15 protein-coding genes are annotated in these 16865 nt (G+C 61.5%); 8 read left to right on the plus strand and 7 right to left on the minus strand.

The features are described from left to right. Positions 1 to 210 precede the first annotated feature (210 nt). Entirely contained in the window at positions 211 to 714 is a 504-nt protein-coding gene (locus VH599_15790; protein ID HEY7349778.1) for a dTDP-4-dehydrorhamnose 3,5-epimerase family protein, read from the plus strand. Here VH599_15790 and VH599_15795 read toward each other — a convergent pair. After that, a complete protein-coding gene (locus tag VH599_15795; protein HEY7349779.1) occupies positions 681 to 2021 on the minus strand; it encodes a glycosyltransferase 87 family protein in 1341 nt (446 codons plus the stop codon). The two genes, VH599_15790 and VH599_15795, sit on opposite strands and share 34 nt — an antisense overlap. A 48-nt stretch (positions 2022 to 2069) precedes the next feature. After that, positions 2070 to 3452 (minus strand): glutamyl-tRNA reductase, encoded by a 1383-nt coding sequence (gene hemA, locus VH599_15800; protein ID HEY7349780.1) that lies wholly within the window; start codon positions 3450 to 3452, stop codon positions 2070 to 2072. Positions 3453 to 4083: 631 nt separating this feature from the next. On the opposite strand from hemA, the gene folK reads away from it, so the two are divergent. From folK to VH599_15830, 6 genes are all read left to right on the plus strand, one after another. After that, a complete protein-coding gene (gene folK / locus VH599_15805) occupies positions 4084 to 4605 on the plus strand; it encodes a 2-amino-4-hydroxy-6-hydroxymethyldihydropteridine diphosphokinase (GenBank protein ID HEY7349781.1) in 522 nt (173 codons plus the stop codon). Positions 4606 to 4757: 152 nt separating this feature from the next. After that, positions 4758 to 6005, plus strand: coding sequence for a DUF4388 domain-containing protein (locus tag VH599_15810; protein HEY7349782.1), 1248 nt, complete (start codon positions 4758 to 4760; stop codon positions 6003 to 6005). A gap of 80 nt (positions 6006 to 6085) precedes the next feature. Next, positions 6086 to 6511: a response regulator gene (locus VH599_15815; protein HEY7349783.1), complete on the plus strand. Its 426-nt coding sequence runs from the start codon at positions 6086 to 6088 to the stop codon at positions 6509 to 6511. A gap of 126 nt (positions 6512 to 6637) precedes the next feature. Then, entirely contained in the window at positions 6638 to 7039 is a 402-nt protein-coding gene (locus VH599_15820; protein HEY7349784.1) for a response regulator, read from the plus strand. Positions 7040 to 7096: 57 nt separating this feature from the next. Continuing rightward, positions 7097 to 7726 carry a chemotaxis protein CheW gene (locus VH599_15825; GenBank protein ID HEY7349785.1) on the plus strand — a complete coding sequence of 210 codons (630 nt, stop codon included), beginning with the start codon at positions 7097 to 7099 and terminating at the stop codon, positions 7724 to 7726. Continuing rightward, positions 7719 to 10892 carry a response regulator gene (locus tag VH599_15830; GenBank protein HEY7349786.1) on the plus strand — a complete coding sequence of 1058 codons (3174 nt, stop codon included), beginning with the start codon at positions 7719 to 7721 and terminating at the stop codon, positions 10890 to 10892. The genes VH599_15825 and VH599_15830 overlap by 8 nt, the downstream gene beginning before the upstream one ends. A gap of 9 nt (positions 10893 to 10901) precedes the next feature. Here VH599_15830 and VH599_15835 read toward each other — a convergent pair whose 3' ends face one another. Continuing rightward, positions 10902 to 11975, minus strand: a complete 1074-nt coding sequence (locus tag VH599_15835) for a hypothetical protein (GenBank protein ID HEY7349787.1) — start codon at positions 11973 to 11975, stop codon at positions 10902 to 10904. A gap of 294 nt (positions 11976 to 12269) precedes the next feature. On the opposite strand from VH599_15835, the gene VH599_15840 reads away from it, so the two are divergent. Then, entirely contained in the window at positions 12270 to 12995 is a 726-nt protein-coding gene (locus tag VH599_15840) for a heme-binding protein (protein ID HEY7349788.1), read from the plus strand. 134 nt (positions 12996 to 13129) lie between these two features. Here VH599_15840 and VH599_15845 read toward each other — a convergent pair whose 3' ends face one another. The 4 genes from VH599_15845 to VH599_15860 all read right to left on the minus strand — a co-directional run bounded on the left by VH599_15845 (position 13130) and on the right by VH599_15860 (position 16864). Then, entirely contained in the window at positions 13130 to 13594 is a 465-nt protein-coding gene (locus VH599_15845; protein ID HEY7349789.1) for a DUF1634 domain-containing protein, read from the minus strand. Between the two features lie 4 nt (positions 13595 to 13598). Then, on the minus strand, positions 13599 to 14552 hold the full coding sequence (locus tag VH599_15850) for a sulfite exporter TauE/SafE family protein (protein ID HEY7349790.1): 954 nt from the start codon (positions 14550 to 14552) through the stop codon (positions 13599 to 13601). 179 nt (positions 14553 to 14731) lie between these two features. Further along, the gene (locus VH599_15855; GenBank protein HEY7349791.1) at positions 14732 to 15037 is read right to left on the minus strand and encodes a hypothetical protein; all 306 of its coding nucleotides are present in this window, start codon (positions 15035 to 15037) and stop codon (positions 14732 to 14734) included. Between the two features lie 312 nt (positions 15038 to 15349). Further along, entirely contained in the window at positions 15350 to 16864 is a 1515-nt protein-coding gene (locus VH599_15860; protein ID HEY7349792.1) for a HAMP domain-containing sensor histidine kinase, read from the minus strand. Position 16865 lies beyond the last annotated feature (1 nt).

A 16865-nucleotide genomic window follows, 5' to 3' on the forward strand; every position in this document is an offset into this window, starting at 1 on the left:
TCATCGCGGCCAATCGGGCGTATGCCTCGTTGGAGGAAGAAGCCGAGCGAGCTGTAGCTTGGCTCGACGGCCTCACCAATGACGAGCGGTTGCGCCGCTGTGGTCTGAAGTCCTCTAAATTTCAATGGCTATCTACTTAGATAAGGACCCTCTGGTCCTGTGCGTATAATACGAACGTAGACTTTAGACAGCAGAAAGCGAGGCCAGATTATGCCTCCTGATGCGAACGCTGGCGCGCCTGATGAGGAAGAGATAGGGATCGCGGGCGCTGTCCTCAAGCATCTGATCCGACATCCCGACGAGCGCGGCTTCTTTCTGGAGTTGATTCGCGCCACCGACCCATTCTTTGCTGAAGGCTTCGCGCAGCTCAGCCATTCCAAGATGTTCCCAGGGGTTGCCAAAGCCTGGCATATCCATACAACTCAGATTGACTGGTGGTATGTCCCTATAGGCACGCTGAAGGTGGCGCTCCACGATTTGCGCGAGGGCAGCCCCACGCGCGGCGTGACCAAAACACTCTTGCTGGGCGAGGACTATGCGCCCGTCATTCTCAAGATTCCGGCGGGCGTCGCGCATGGGTGTAAGGCCATTGGGGGTACGGCGCATCTTTTCTACGTGACCTCGCGGACCTACGATCTCGCCGAAGAGGGCCGCATCCCCCACGACGACCCGGCTATTGGCTACGATTGGGTGCGCGGCGCAGAAATCAAATGAGCGGCTGCATCGGGCGTAGCGCGCTCAGCCTTGAATCCAGGAGCAATCGCTAGCAGAGCGCCAAGCGCCACTAGCAATCCAACCCCAAAGGCCACGCCGCTGCCATAGCCGTGATCGCTATAGGCCAGCGCGCCACATGCCAGCCAGAGCGCCGCCAGGAAGCCTCGCGCCAGCCGACGCTTCCTGGGCGGCGCGGCTTCGCCTGCCCACTGCCAGGCATAGAACCAGGGGATCAGCCCGATAGCGATTTCGTAGCCGCCTGTGCGTGGCAGCAGCGCCAGCGCCAGAGCGCAGCCCACCGCGATGCCCCACTGCGGGTCACGCGCGCGGCTGAGCAGTATCCAGCGCCTGGCGGCGATTGATGCTTCTGGCTGGCAGGCCTGGCGCGCCCCCCAGATCATCAGCGCCAGCCAGGCGCTGAGCAGCGCGCCCGCCAGCGCCCAGATCAAGATGCCTGCTATACCAAGCGCCTGCGCCAGCGAGGCCAGCGGGTTGAGATAATAGGCGGGGATATGCGCGGGAAGCGCGATGAGCGCGCTGGCCCAGTTCACAAGCCAATCAGGCCGCCAGAGAAACGAGAGCGCGACAGGTAAGACGGCAATCGCGCCGAAGCCAGCCAGCAGACGCCAGCGGGCTTCAGCGCGCGGCAGACCCCAGATCGCCAGCGGAGCCAGCACGGGCAGAGCATCTTGCGGCTTGAGCAGCGCAAAGAAGAGGGCACAGCCAGCCCAGAACCAGCGGCGCGTTCCCACTGCCAGCAGGCAAAAAGCCAGAGCCGCAACCACAATGCCCGTTGGCTGGATAATGGGCAGGATGACCGCCAGAAACGGCCACCAGGCCATCCCCCAAAGCATCAGCCAGGCCATCGTCGGCGGGCGGGCGTCGGACGCATAGCGCCGCGCCAGGCAGAGCAGCGCCGCCAGGTAAGCCCCCACCGTCAGCGCGCGGGCCATAAAGGCCGCCGCCTCCAACGAGGAGAAGAGGCTCATCGGGAGATAGAGGAGCGTAGGCGGCAGGGGATAATGGAAGCCAAACTGCGCGGCGTGGTCGAGGGAGACCGGGCCGCTGGTTCCCAGCGCCAGGCGATAGGCGTCCGCGCCCACTGAGAGGGCGTAGGGGTCATTCCCCGCGAGCAGGGCGCGCAGGCCAAGAAAAATCGGCAGCGCATCCGTCTGCCGATAGGTAATCGTGCTGATGCGCGGTACTTCCCAGGCGAAGAAAACGGCCAGGGTCGCCAGCGGAACGCCAAAGAGCGCCACTTTCAGCAGTTTGGGAGCCAGCGCCGTCAGCCTTCGATGAAACCGCATCAACGTCCCCTCCAGAACGACAGAGGCTGGTCCGCCAGCAGTAGTCAGCTATGCTCCTGGTGCGTGCCTGGTCGGCGGCGCGACGGGAGCTTCGCTCTCGGCAGAGGGGCCTGGCCCATCAGCCGATGGGTTGGAGACCGCAAACAACTGCATCAGCAGATCAAGTACCGCATCGGGCGGCTCTTTTTCCGCCACCTCGCGCACCCGGCTCACCAGATGATGAAACATCTTATCCACCATGCGCTGCCCAAACTGGCGCACAGCTTCGCGGTCACGTTCGTCCAGATGTCCAAGCTGCGCCATCGCCCGCGCCAGTTCGGCCTGCTGCGAGGCATCCACATGCTGCCGCAGCGCGGCAATCGCGGGCGCAACCTTGCGCACCTGCTGCCAGCGATTGAGTTCACTCACTGATTCTTCGACCAGTTCGGCAATCCGCTTCAGGTCTGCCGCGTGGCCCTCGCTTTCGCCATAGCCGCGCAGCGCGTCAATATTATACAGGCAAACCGAGGGGAGTAATCCCGCCGCCTCTTCCACATCGCGCGGCACCGCCAGGTCCAGAATGACCAGCGGCGTGCGCCGACTTGCGCAGCCTTCGGCCACCGTCGCCGCCGAAAGAATGAGATGGGGCGCTGCTGTCGCGCTGATGATCAACTGGACCGCTGGAATCATCTCAGCCACCTGGCTGATCGCCACCGTCTCGGCGCTGACGGTGCGGGCAAAGTCCTGGGCAGTTTCGGGCGCGCGATTTGCCAGGATCAGCCGCCCCACGCCTTCGGCGCGCAGCAGGCGCGCGCAGATTTGATTCGTGCGCCCCGCGCCAATCAACAGCGCCGAACGCCCCGCCAGGCCCCCCAACGCATCGCGCGCCAGGGCCACTGCTGCCCCGCTGAGCGATATATCCGCGCGCGAGATGCCTGTCTCGGTGCGCACGCGCTTGCCCAGCTTGAGCGCCGCCGTAAAGAGCGCGTGCAGTTCTTCGCCAACTGCCCCGGCCCGCGAGGCCGCCACAAAGGCGCTTTTCACCTGTCCCAGCACCTGCGATTCGCCAACCTGCATGGAACGCAGCCCGCCAGCGACGTGAAATAAATGCCGCGCCGCCTCCAGGCCCTCGCTCGCGTAGAGATACTGGCTGAGCGCGTCCTTATCCTGCGCAGCAGCCTTCCCATCCGCTCGCGTGGAAGACTGTGCAGACACGTCGGCCAGATACCGCGCGCTCAGAAACGCTTCCACTACTGCGCGGACGGCTGCCCAGGATGGTCCTGCCGCGTAGACTTCGGTGCGATTACAGGTACAGAGAATGACGGCTTCCGCCAGCGCCTCCGAGCGGCGCAAGGTCGCCAGCGCCTCAACGAGCGCCGCGCCCGAAAAAGCGAGCCGCTCGCGTACTGCTGTCGGCGCTCCATGATGATCCAGACCAATAACGCCTAACATGCTTGCCTATTCTATCCCAGGTGAAGATTTCAACAGGATGGGAAAGGGGAACACATCCGTCTCTCAGTATCGTACCACATGGTACCCGCCAGTTTCTGCTTCTGCCATCAGGTGATTACCTGATTTCTGAGTACAGGCTGCTGCATTTCCCCCACCCAAAGGAGCTATCTCACCACAGCCCCCACACCAGAGAGTCTAGCACGCGCAGGTAAACATGGCAGGGGGCAAGGTGAACAGCAGGTAAATAGGGGTTGCCAGCACACACCTGCCCCCATACTATACTACGCACAAAAGCAACACGCCCTCCATGCTGCACCGGCTCATTTTTTCTTGCCCCGCGAATAGCTCTAGAGCGTATAGTACCAAATCCGCATGAAGCGGAGCGTTTTACCTGTAGCGCCGCCTTCCAGGCGGCTAAACGCTGGCCGCCTGGAGGGACGCGCGAGCGACCAACGGGAGCGAGAGTGCCGAGGCCCAGCCGAGGCAAGCGGTCCTTCCCGAAGGGAGGCGGCGCTACAAGTCGAAGCCGCAAGCATGCAACAGGATTTGATAGAAGACGCAGCCCGCGTGTGCCATAATGTTTACAGGGAGTACGCATGGGCGGTGTCCTATATTTCTCCCGAGAGGGCGTATGACTTCCAGTTCATCCGATCAGCAGCAAACGCTGCCCCTGGTTATCCTGGGCCTGGGCAGCAATCTAGGCGACCGTGACGCCTTTCTGCGCGCCGCGCTGGCGCAGCTCGCGCCAGCCTATCAGGTCGAGCGGGTATCCAGCGTCTATGAGACCGCTCCGCAGTTGGTCGTGGAGCAGCCGCTCTACCATAACCTTGTCTGCGCCGGACGCACGCAGCTTTCGCCGCACGATCTGCTCCGCTTCCTCAAAGCCCTGGAGCAGCGCCTGGGAAGAACGCCCAGCTATCGCTATGGCCCACGCGAGATCGATCTCGACATCGTGTTGTATGGCGATCAGATTATCAACACAGCCGATCTGATCATTCCGCACCCGCGCATGGCCGAGCGCGCCTTTGTCTTGACGCCCCTGGCCGAAATTGCCCCACAGATGCGGCATCCTGTGCTTCAGCGCACGATGCATGAACTGGCAGAAGCGGTTGCTGCTCAAGGCGTCAATCGTCTTTTCCCTCTTGTCTTTTGATGAACCACTACGCTATAATGCCCGCGTTCACCATATTCCCAAGCCTTTTTTAGCAGAACCTCCCTTGATTGTTGAACGATTATAGTGTATACCTTAGTTGATTGTCTTTTTGCAAGGCGTTCATGTTTTCCGTCCTCCCACTTTGAGGTAGTATGGTAACGGAAGCCAGACCCCTCCGAGGGTCGCTTGATGAATTTAATTTAGCAGAAATCCTCCAGATGATGGGGCTGGGTAACATGACCGGCGCATTGCACCTGCACCGGCCTGATGGGCGCACCGGCATCATCTATTTCTACGACGGCTTTCTTGGCTCCTGCACCGAACTCAACACCGAGGCCCTCACCCTGGGCCTGGTTCTCCAGCAACTCGGCATGGCAACCGCCGAGCAGCTAGACGGGGCCTACGACCTCCAGACACAAGACCCCCTTGGTAAACGCATTGGAGAACTGCTGATTGATTACGAGATCATCACCCCGGAGCAACTGCAAGACGCCCTGAAAACGCAGCTCCTGTGGACGGTGCGCGAAATGGCTCAATGGCAGGAGGGGGCCTATGAGTTTCTGCCTGGCGCGCATCTGCCCACCGAAGATATGCCCCTGCGCATCGAGGTCACACGGGTGGTGATGGAGGTGCTGCGCTACACACAGGAATGGGACGAACTCCAACATACTCTGCCCGATGGCATGCGCACCCGCCTGGAAATGGCGCTCAAGATTCCGCAGGGCATGCTGCTGAGCTTCGACCTCAATACCTGGCGCGCCATCTCCCATGTCAACGCTTATCGCACCGTCCGGCGTATCGCCTCCGCCATCCATCAGCCAGAACTTGAGGTGGCGCGATTGCTTGCGCCGCTGGTCGAGCGGTCCCTGCTGGCGTCGGTGGAATCCAACAGCAGACCAGGACTGCCTATTCCGGCCCAGCGGCTCAGCATGGAGAGCTTCGACCTCTTCAGCTTGCTGAGCAAGATTGAGCAAGAATGGTTACACCGTCGCCAGCCCGTAGAGCAACTCGTCGCGCTGGCGAACTTTATTAATTGGACGATGAGCAATCTGGCAGAAACCTATGAACAGAACGGCATCAGCCTCTCACCTGATACCCTCGTCTCGCTGCTCGAACGCGATGGTCTCGACCGCATCCCTGGCTACACCCTGAAGATACAAGATAACCAGATTGATATTGACGACTTTACCCACTACTGCCGAGGCTATCTGGACCGACGGAATGTAGACCAGACGGCAGGCGAGTTTCATGATATGGCATCCGATGCTTTACAGCGGGCGTTACGCGCCACGTTCCAGGCAATCAATGGACGCATCGTCTCACCGCTGGAACGCATGCAAAATCAGGAAGCCTGGGACGCCCTCTTTCTTGGTTTCCAGGGAGAACCCCCTCCACAGTAGGGAGGAACATTGCATCGGCGCTCTATGGCCTCGCCAGGTGCGCCGATCAGGACAGCATACAAAAAGGAGGATCGCAGCGCATGGGAAACTTTGTCATGGTGATTGATGACTCATTGACAGTGCGCAAAATCATGGAGAGCAGCCTGCGACGCGAGGGTTTCCAGGTTGTCTCGTTTCCAGATGGTTTACAAGCGATGAGCGCGCTCTCGAAAGGTGAGGTTCCCGTACCTGACCTGATCTTGCTCGATGTGGGCCTGCCCAAAATGGACGGCTATGAAATCGCGCGCGCCTTCAAGCAAAAGAATCGCCTGGGGAATACGGTGATCATCATGCTTTCCGGGCGCGATGGTGTTTTTGACAAACTGCGTGGCCGTTGGGCGGGCGCAAAAGAATATATTACCAAACCATTCAAAACGGCTGAAGTGATCGCGTGCGTCCGTTCGCATCTTGGCCCCCCGGATATATCTATGCAAACTCAGCCTGCCGGCAGCTATTCTTATTATTAGGAACGAGCCGATTATTAGGAACGAGCCGACGAGGGCTTCATCAGGGAGAACCGTTCCGCTTCTGTTTGCGCCTGGCGTCTCGCTGTGTGTCCAGTTTTACCCAATAGGCCGGAGGATGAACCTGCTATGACGTTTGCCCCAAACGGGCGTAGGACCGTGCTGGTGGTTGAGGATTCCCCCACCGAACAGGCGATGATCGCTGATTGCCTACACGAAGCCGGATACAGTGTGGTGCTGGCGGGCGATGGTGACGAGGTACGCGAAAAAATACGCAGCGTCGCTATTGATCTGGTGGTGCTTGACCTGATTCTGCCGCGAGTCAACGGATACGAAGTCTGCCGCGCGTTGCGCAAAGACCCACAGACCCAACATATCCCCATCGTCATGCTTACCCAGCGCAGCAGCGCCCCGGAGGAGTTCTATGGTCGCCGCCTGGGAGCAAATGGCTATCTTAAAAAGCCCCTGAATCCTGCTCTCCTGCTGGCAGAAATCAATCGCCTGGTGGGCGCGACAGGCGGGCAGTTCTAGCGCCGGGGCGCAGCCAGCCAGAAGGAGGACAGGTCCGCGCGCGGGCCGCCACGAGTGATGAGCAGCGCAGAGAACAAGGCACGATGGTCGCCCGGCGTCTTCTGGCCGCCTGACACCGATCTGTTTTTGAGCGAGGAAGAACAGCGCGCCGCAGCCATGCTCTATGAGCAGAAGATGGCGGAGCCGCCCAGCGGCACACCTTTCCTTACCTTCAAGCTGAATAACGTGCGCTGGGGCGTGCCTGTGTCACATCTGCGCGAAGTCTTGCCCAAAGTCTCAGCCATCACTCCCCTGCCTTTCAGCCCTCTCTGGCTCTATGGCCTCATCAACCTGCGTGGCGAGCCGATTGGCCTGGTGAACCTGAGCGATTTGTTGTTCGACCCCATCACCGCCGCCAATGCGGGGCGACACGCGATGGCTGGCGCTCCGGTGATCATCGCTGAAAACGCTGGCGCATCGCTGGCGCTGCTGGTGGAAGAATTGGGCGAAGTCGCCTTCATTGAAGACCACCAATTTGAGAAGCCGCCTGGCGCTGAAATACGCGCGCTGCCCACCTTTGCCGTCGCCCATCTTCAAGCCGCCTGGTTCCCTTCGGAAGACGACCGGACGGTGCTGCTGCTGGACCTCCCTCGCCTGCTGGCAAGCCTCCTCCAGCAATTGATTAGTGAGGAAGCAGCCGATGAGTGACAAATATCTTCCTACCTTTATCAAGGAAATCCGCAGTTACTGCGCGATGGTCGGCGACCTTACGCAGCCACTGCGCGACCCACAGGCTGCTGGCGAGGACATTCGTTCGGCGGCGGCGGGACTCACACGGCTCTTCCACACTATCGCCGGACTGAGCAGTTCGCTGGAGATTGCCGATTTCACCGGACTGGCCGAGGGTCTGGAAAGCTGTTTGCTCAGCATCGGGGCCAGTCCAGCCACCGCGCAGAGCGCCAGCATCAACAGCGCCCTGATCGATCTGCTCGACTTTACCATCGCCTATCTCGGCCATCGTCTGGAGGCGATGGAGGCCAGCGGGCAATTTCAACTGCCCGCCCCGGAGGATGATGAACCGCTGCGTTCCCTGGAAGAACGGCTCTGGAGACTTGGCTCCTGGCTTGCGCCTCCAGAAGAGGGCGCGCTGCCCCCTGCTGAGCCACTGAGCGACGAAGACCTTGCCATCCTGCGCGCCTTCAGCGAGAGCGACCTTGCTGATGCTGCCAGGGCGGAGCTTCCCGCTGGCTCCGATACCGAAGGGCGAGGAGAAAGGGGCGACCCAGCGCCTCGGCCAGCCGCAGGAGTTACCCGACCCCTGGCGCAGCAGCCAGCGGCGCAGGGGCCAGAGGCCGCCAACACGCCAGAGGCAGCGCCAGCGGCTGGCGAAGTGATCCCGCCGGAAATGTTGGAACTTTTCCGCGCGGAAACCCTGGACGATCTCTACGTCCTTCAGGGCGCGCTCGCGCGGCTGGAGACGCCTGAAGAGCGACCAGCAGCCGTTCTGGAAATGCGCCACGTGGCCCACAAGATCAAGGGCGCGGCGGCCACGCTCGATCTTCAGGTGGTCGCTGGCCTTTCCCATTGCCTGGAAGACATCCTCGACCTGCTCAGGAGCCGTCGGCTGGAATATGCCCCCGCCGTCGTGGACGCCCTGATGCGCGGGATCATCGAGTTGGAGCTTGCCCTGAGCAAGCAGCCCACGCTGGAAAGGGAAAACGCCGAGGGGCTGGAACGCCTGCGCGCCCAATATGAGGCGCTGCTGGCCGCCAGCGGGCCAGAGAATCTGGATGATCCCTCGGCGACGCTGCCGGATTCGCGCCGCCTGGCCGCTGCCGCGCACCAGCAGAGCGTTTCGGTTGATGTCTTTGCCCCCGATCAAAGCCATCCCTCGCTGGGTACTCAGCGCGCCCGTGTTGGCGACGTGATGGGCCGCGAACACTCATTGCGCGTCGAGGTCAGCCGCCTGGATCAGCTTATGGGCATGGTCGGCGAGTTGGCAAGCAACCGCGCAGGAACGGAACAGGCACGCGCCGAAATTAACGAATCGCTGGCTGAGGTGCATCGCGTCGTCCAGAAGATGACTCAACTGGTCAACCAGCTTGACGAAGAAGCGCCGATGCTCAGCGCCCCTCTGGCTTCAGGGCCTGTTTTCCAGCTTTCCCAGCAGACCCAGGAGCCATACGCTCCAGGCGAAGTAGAAGCGCGGGCGGAGATGACCCGCCTCGCCGCGCGCGGCACGCCGTCGCGCCCGCTGGGCATGTCGTTCCCCGCACATGGCGAGGAAGCGGCCCGGCGCAGGGAATTGGACCTGGAAAACTTCGACAGCGAGCATAGCCATCTGCTGCGGGCGCTGCGCGAAGGCGTTAATGACATTGCCACCCTGAGCGACGGCTTGCAAGGTCTTTTGCGTGAGATGAATGGTCTGGCCGAAGCGCAGGATAGACTCACCGGCTCCATTCAGCGCGACATCACTCATCTGCGGCTGGTCCCCATCGGGCGGATTTTTCCCAGGCTCCAGTTAACGGTGCGCCAGATTGCCCAGGAGCAAAACAAGCAGATCAATTTCATGTCTACCGGCGCGACCACCGAGATTGACCGCGACATCATCGAAGCCATCACCGGCCCGCTGGCGCAGCTCGTGCGCAACTGCGCGGTGCATGGCATCGAATCGGTGGAAGAGCGGCGCGAATTGGGCAAGCCCGATGTTGGGACGATCACGCTGCATGCCTACTATACCGGCAACGAGATCAGCATTGAGATCGGCGATGACGGCTGCGGCATCAACTCCCACCGGCTCATCAACGCCGCCATTGCGGTTGGCAAACTCGCGCCAGAGGAAGCAGAGCAGTTGGACTCGGAGCAAGCCCTCAATCTGATGCTTCTGCCCGACATTAGCACCAGCCCGGAAGTCACCACCATTGCCGGGCGCGGCGTGGGGATGGATATGGTGCGTACCGCTGTCGAGAACCTGAAAGGCGAGATGCACATTCACAGCACACCAGGCGAGGGTACGAGCTTCCATATCCGCCTGCCCATCTCGCTGGGCATCTTGCCCGCGCTCTTTGTGCGCGCGGGTCAGCAAGTCTATGCCGTGCCGCTGAGCAGCGTTGCGCGCATCTGGCAGCCGGAAAGCCAGACGCCATCTGAAATGACGGCTTTCTTCAGCCTGAGCGAAGTCCTTGGCGTCCCACCACAGTTAGCCGGGGAGAGCGAAGAAGAACCAAAGATACCCCCTCGCCAGGTGGCCTTGATCGTGCTGCTGAGGCAGCGAGAGGTGGGCGTCTACGTTGATGAAGTGCTGGCCGAGCGCGAGGTGGTCATCAAGCGCCTGCCGCCGCACCTGCGCCGCCGGGGAGTGCGCGGCGTCATCTTGAATCCCGTGGGTGAACTGCTGCTGCTGCTTGATCTGCCGGAGCTGGCTCATCGTGTACTCAGCGGCCTGCCCAGTGATCGCTTCGAGGCGCTGCGCGATGAGCCAGCGCCAGCGGCTGGCGCCGCCAGCGGGCCGAAAGTGCTGGTGGTGGATGATTCGCTTTTCATGCGCCGCACCCTGGAATTACAACTGGCGCGCGCGGGGTATCAGGTCAGGTCGGCCAAAGACGGCATAGAGGCGCTGCAATTCATTATGCAGGACCGCCCCCAACTGGTGCTGCTGGATATTGAAATGCCGCAGCTTGATGGCTATGGCCTGCTCAGCATCCTGCGCGGCCAGCAGCGTTTCAGCGGCATTCCGGTAGCGATGCTGACCTCGCGCGCCGCCGACAAGCACCGCCAGCACGCTATGGACCTGGGCGCCAGCGCCTATCTGGTCAAGCCCTGCCCGCACGATGTCTTGCTCCAGACCATCGCCGAACTGGTAGGCCAGCAATAGCCAGGCGCTTTAATTCTTTTCTCGCTCCAGACGCAGCCGCTCCAGTTCGGCCAGTCCGGCCTCGATAGCCGATTCCGCTCCGCAGTTGCGCGATGCCTGGTCGTTGGTGATGCCATCCAGGCAGCGCCCCGTCTGCGCGTCGTACATCACTGTACTGGCGTCATTATCCCCGGTAAACCAGCCAAACGTGCGCAGCGCCAGGGTGCGATAGCGCGCCGCGCCCGTCGCTCGATAGAGATCAGCCAGCCCCTGCATCATGGGCGAGAGGCAATAGGCGCATTGATTCTCTTTTACCCCAGGAAACGCATAGAGAAAACCTGCCGCCAGCGTTGGCTCAACCAGCCGCTCCACCGTCCGGGCGCAAGCCTCCAGATACTCCGGGCGCTCCATCCAGGCGCCTGCTTCGGCCAATGCGGGGAACTGATGATAGCCCCAGAGTCCCACCTGTTCCTGTCCTGGCGCATCGCGCAGGTAGCCATCCATGCAGCCGAAGAGATCGGCAGCCCAGTCTTCCAGTAGCTGCTTGAAGCGTTCGCGCAAGTGCGGAGGAGGGTCAGCTCGCAGCACTTCCAGCGCAGCCAGCGCCAGCACGCCTGTTGCTTTGGCATAGCTGGCCGTCTCAGCGCGCGCTGGCAGCGGGCAGAGCAGCCAATGTTGCAGCGCGGCCTCATCGCCCAGCACCCGATAGGCCGCGCCCAGCGCCCACAACGCCCGGCTTGTCCACCAGATGCCGCCTGGATAGGAAGTCTGGCCGGTCATATTGCGCTCGCCCGCTCTGTTCAGAATAAAGTTCGTGAAGCGGCCATCTGCTCCCTGCATATAGGGCAGGAAGGTGAGCCAGCGCCGCGCCAGATCGCGCCCCTGGGCATCGCGCTCCTGTTCCCAGGCGCGCAGGCCCAGGACCACGGCACGCGCCACGTCATCCACGCAGGCAACACCCTCCGGCCCGCTGTCTGCTGCCCCGAATGGCCGATAAACCAGCCCATCCGGTGTTTCCACCGGCTCCGCGTATACCGCCAGCGCGGCAATCTCTTGCCCATCCGCCGGAAACGTCCACGTCAACGATGCAAGATGCTTGAACACTCGATCACTCGTTCCTTACCCTGGCCCGGATGGAAAGGTCGTTCTATGCGCCCTCGCTTCCGCCGGGCAACGTTTTCTGGCAGGGGACAAAGCAACTTTTATGCCCTGCTTTCGCTGGCGGTTTGAGCCGCCAGAACGCCAGCAAATAGCTTGACAGGTGTGTTATTCTGATACCTGATAGCTCGCATGGCTTATGAGGTCTGCGTACATATCAGCTACGCTCCCGGTGCAGCATATCAAGCATTCAACGGAGGCAGAGCGCACCCGTTGCGCTCGATAAAGGAGTTTGTTTCGATGAGTCTTACTCTGGAAATTGCCAGGCGCGCCCTCGACGCCAGCCGCGCTCGGGCGCGTGAATTCGGCTGCCAGGTCAGCATTGCGCTGGTTGATAGCGCGGGCCATCTCGTCGCATTCGAGCGCATGATGGCGCCTTATGCGTGGGCCACCGCAGGAATCTCCACCGCCAAGGCAACATCAGCCGTCATGTTCAATCAGTCCACTTCTGATATTAGCCGCTGGGCTGGCGATATTCCCGGCTTCGCCACCAGCATGGCGAGCATGACTCAGGGCAAGTTTATTATGGCCCCAGGCGGCTGGCCGATTCGCGGCCCCAATGGCGTCACCGTCGGAGCCATTGGCATCAGCGGCGGCAACGCGCCGGGCCGCGACGACGATATTGCCCGCGCAGGCGTCCACGCGGCAGAGGCCGCCCTTCAGGCCGAGTTTCAGCGGCGCATGCAGGCCCAGGCAGCCGCGCAGGCGCAAGCAGCCGCGCAGGCCCAGGCAGCCGCGCAGCCACAGCCGGTTGCTGCCGCTGCCCCCGCTGCCGCATTCCAGGAGTCGGCCCAGCCACAGCCAGCCCCCGCCACAGTGAACCTTCAGGAGCCAGAGCCAGCCGCTTCGATGTATATGCCCGTTACCTCCGCCGAAGGCGCGCAAAGCAGCAGCGCCGGGTCCACAGATGGGTCGGCCAGCGGCGAAGATGATCAGCCGACGATTGCTACCGACAAAACACCGTAGCCCCACGTCCTGGCGCATCGCTGTTGTGACTTGCCGCGCAGCCTGGAAGGCAGTTGACCGTTGGTCGCCTTCCAGGCTGCGCGGCAAAAAGAGGCGTTCAGCATCACTAGGCGCGGGTTCCCTCGCTCTTGCTTTTACCCCGCTTTGCCCAGGAGGAAGCTGATCACCAGCACGACCAGCACGACCAGGGTGATGAGGACATAGGCGTAATCGCGCTCCAGCACAAAGATCACTACTGAGGACGCCACGCGAATGACCGGCGTCGCAATCAGCAAGAGCAGCCCCAGCGCGATCAGGGCATAGGGCTTGAACTGCGCCACCCCGGCCAGCACATCGCCAGGGGTCGTGGGAAAAGCAGTGAGCCGGTTCGGGCCGTACTGCGTCAGCCCGGCCAGATTGTTGACTGAGCCTGCATAGCCCGTATCGCCAGTCACCAGCAGCAGAACCACTCCAAGCGCGATGAGGAACGCGCTGACGAGGACGCCCACGCGCAGAATCCAGCTAATAATCTCTTCCGTAGGAAAGGCGCGCGCCGGAGCCGTCTCGCGGCCTGTTTCAGTCTTCGGTTCTTCAGATGAAGATGGTTGCTCGTGAGCCATACAATCAAATACCTAATCCAAATGCGCGTAAAACCATCTCCAGCGCCGTCAATACCAGCACCACCACAAAAATCCGGCGAATGAGCAAGCCGCGCACCCGAATGAGCAGTTGCGCGCCCGTCAGCGCCCCCAGCAGCACGCCCAGCGCCACAGGGGCCGCGATGAGCGGATTGATGTCGCCGCGCGAAAAATAGACGCCCGCGCTGGCCGCCGCCGTCACGCCAATCATAAAGTTGCTGGTCGTCGTCGAGGCTTTCATGGGGATACGCATCGCAATATCCATCGCCGGAACCTTCAGCGCACCGCCGCCCACGCCCAACAACCCCGAAACCATCCCGGCGATATACATCAAGCCAAAACCCAGCGGCACCCCCTGCACCCGATAGGCGATCTTGCGCTTGAGCGCCACGTCATAATACGCGCCATCGAGATGCAGCCGACGCGCCAGCCTTCGGCCCAGGCCCATATCCGTATCAGGCGTCTGACGCAGGGTTTCCGGGTCCAGCGCGCCAGTCATTGACATCTGTTCCATCTTACCGCGCTGGAGCATCACCACGCAGGAATAGAGCAAAATGATGCCAAACACAAAGAAGAGGACCGGCCCGCCCAGATACGCGCCCACAAACGCGCCGGTAATCGCCCCTGTCGTCGTCGCCACTTCCAGAAACATGCCAATGCGCAGATTGCTGATATGGTCGCGGAGATAGCGAACTGCCGCGCCGCTGGAGGTCGCAATGACCGAAACAATCGAAGCGCCAATGGCAAAATGAATATCAACGCCAAAGAGGACCGAGAGGGCAGGCACCACAATGATGCCGCCGCCCAGGCCAAGCAGCGCGCCCAGGGTACCAGCTATCAGGGAGGTCACAAAGATCAGCAGCAGAAACACGAGTATCGGAAGATGCAGAGGAGTGCCTTCCTTTCCGTCCGGGGATTGGGTATAGATATTGTAGCACACCAACCTTCCTGGCATCCAGACGTTATCAGGGCTGTTTCGCTGCCAAAAAGAGGGGCCTGGCACACGAATGTACCAGGCCCCAAACATCTATCCCTACCGGCGCAGAAGCTCTCGTCGCCCCAACAGCATCGTCTCTCCAACGTTCCCCATCTTCCACCTGACCCACCCCATCCTGACGATTATGCCCGGCAGGCGGCGCCCCACGCCACAAACCCCAAAGCATCCACCCCACCATTCACCCTGCATCCGCTCACATCGCTCGCCACTTTGCCTTGCCCCCGCCATTCACCCTGCAAGCCCAATGCCACCTCCACAAAGCGCCCCACGCAGCCACACCCACCCAAACAACGCCTCCCCAGCCAGCCGCCACCTTCACCCGCACAGATGATCATCTCGATTGAGTTGTCATCTATGGGAACAATGATACCTGAATCTGCTGAATTTCCCATGAAATTGATCACAAAATTTGCTGAATATTTTTTCATCTTTCCAGGGTATTATCCCCCAAAACGCATGATTTCCCCCAACATTTATTCATCTTAGGTACAAAAAACCGCGCCTGGATAGAGCCGTTCAGCGGTCATATCACATCGGCATGAAGCGGAGCGTTTTCCCTGTAGCGCCGCCCCCCTTCGGGAAGGGTCGCTTGCCTCGGCTATGCCTCTTCGAGCGAGAGGTCCTCGCTCCCGTTGGTCGCTCGCGCGTCCCTTCCAGGCGGCCAGCCGCCGAGCCGCCTGGAAGGCGGCGCTACAAGTCGAGGCCGCAAGCATGCAACAGGATGTGGTGTCAGAAGGGAATCAGGACGCGCGAGGCAGAGGCAGACCCAGGTAGAAGATGCTCCCCGTCGCGTGCTCGGTGGTGGGGAATTCGGCCCAGAGGTATCCATTCTGGCGGGCGACCAGATAGCGGCTGACATAGAGGCCCAGACCCAACCCCGCTAGCTGGCTCTGGAGGCTGTGTTCCGGGCCGCGATAAAAAGCGGTAAAGAGCTTTTCGCTCTCTTCATGAGGCAAGCCAGGCCCATAGTCGCGCACCGAAATCAGCGCCACTTCGTCTTGAGCCGCTGCTTCAGCGACTTCAGCCGACGCCGTGGAGAGCAGAGATGGGAGCGGGGCTGCCGACACTCGCTGGACAATCACTTCCACCACCCCTTCTTCCTGCCCAAACCTGGCGGCATTATCGAGGAGATAGCCCAGTACTTGCTCCAGACGAGTACGATCCGCCAGAGCGATCAATTCTGGCTCCCTGGTGGTCAGGAAGAAGTTCATATCGGGCAGGGCGCGCTGGCGCTGCTCGACCACCTGGCGCGTCAGCGCAACCACATCTATTGGCTGCGGGGCCACCTCCAGCGTACCGCGCTCAATCCGCGAGAAATCCAGCAGTTCGCCTACCAGGTTGGACATCCGGCTCACCTGCTGGCTAATCGCTTCCAGGCCGCTCAGATTGACAGCCCCGGTATGATCGCCGCGCCGGGCCTGGCGCAGCAGCAGTTGGGAGTAGCCCTTAATCACCGTCAGAGGGCTTTGGAGTTCATGCGAGGCCAGGCCAATGAACTCGTCACGAGTGTGTTCTTCGCTCACCAGCATATGGCGCAGTTCGGCACGCTCCAACGCGGCAGCCACCAGATCGCTCAACACCACTCCAGCCAGGGATACGCGGCCACGCTCAACAGGGGTGGGCGGGCCGCCGTCGCCCAGGGCAACCAGCAGCGTTTCAGCCCCTTTCGGCAGCGCCAGCGGCAACCAGGCATACCACGACGCCCCGACATCAGCCAGGAACGCCGCGACCGTTTCTGAGGCTTGCTGCTCGCCGGATGCGTCCCTGGAACCCTGGTCCACAGGGCCAAACAGAACCCCTGGGGAGGGCGCTCCCCAAAAACGCGGCTCTCGCGGGATTCGTTCCGCCATCTCCTGGGAGAGATGCTGTCTGACCGCAACAGTGTATGCAGCAGCGCCTTCGGATCGGGTGAGGACGAGGCCGCGCCGGGCGCGGCACAGAGCGAGAAACTCTTGTAAGGCCAGCGGCAAGATGTTTGCGCGCTCGGCAGCCGCGAACTTGCGGGCCGCGACATCCAGCGCGCCCAGCAAATGCTCTGCCGAGGTTTCTGAGCCGGGCGGTCCGCCGGAGGGCGGCGGAGAGATTGGGGGTGTTTGCTGGAAATGGAGCGCCATCGCTCCCTCTGCGGCGTCCGCTGGGAAAAAAGGGGAATGAGGCGCCGATTCAGGCATCCGCTGACTTTCCGGGGGCGGCCTCCAGGTATTTGGAAGTTCTCGTGACGGCTGATCTCCAGCGTCCTGCTCAACTTGCTCCACG

This window comes from Ktedonobacterales bacterium (assembly GCA_036557285.1).
Classification (GTDB): domain Bacteria; phylum Chloroflexota; class Ktedonobacteria; order Ktedonobacterales; family DATBGS01; genus DATBHW01.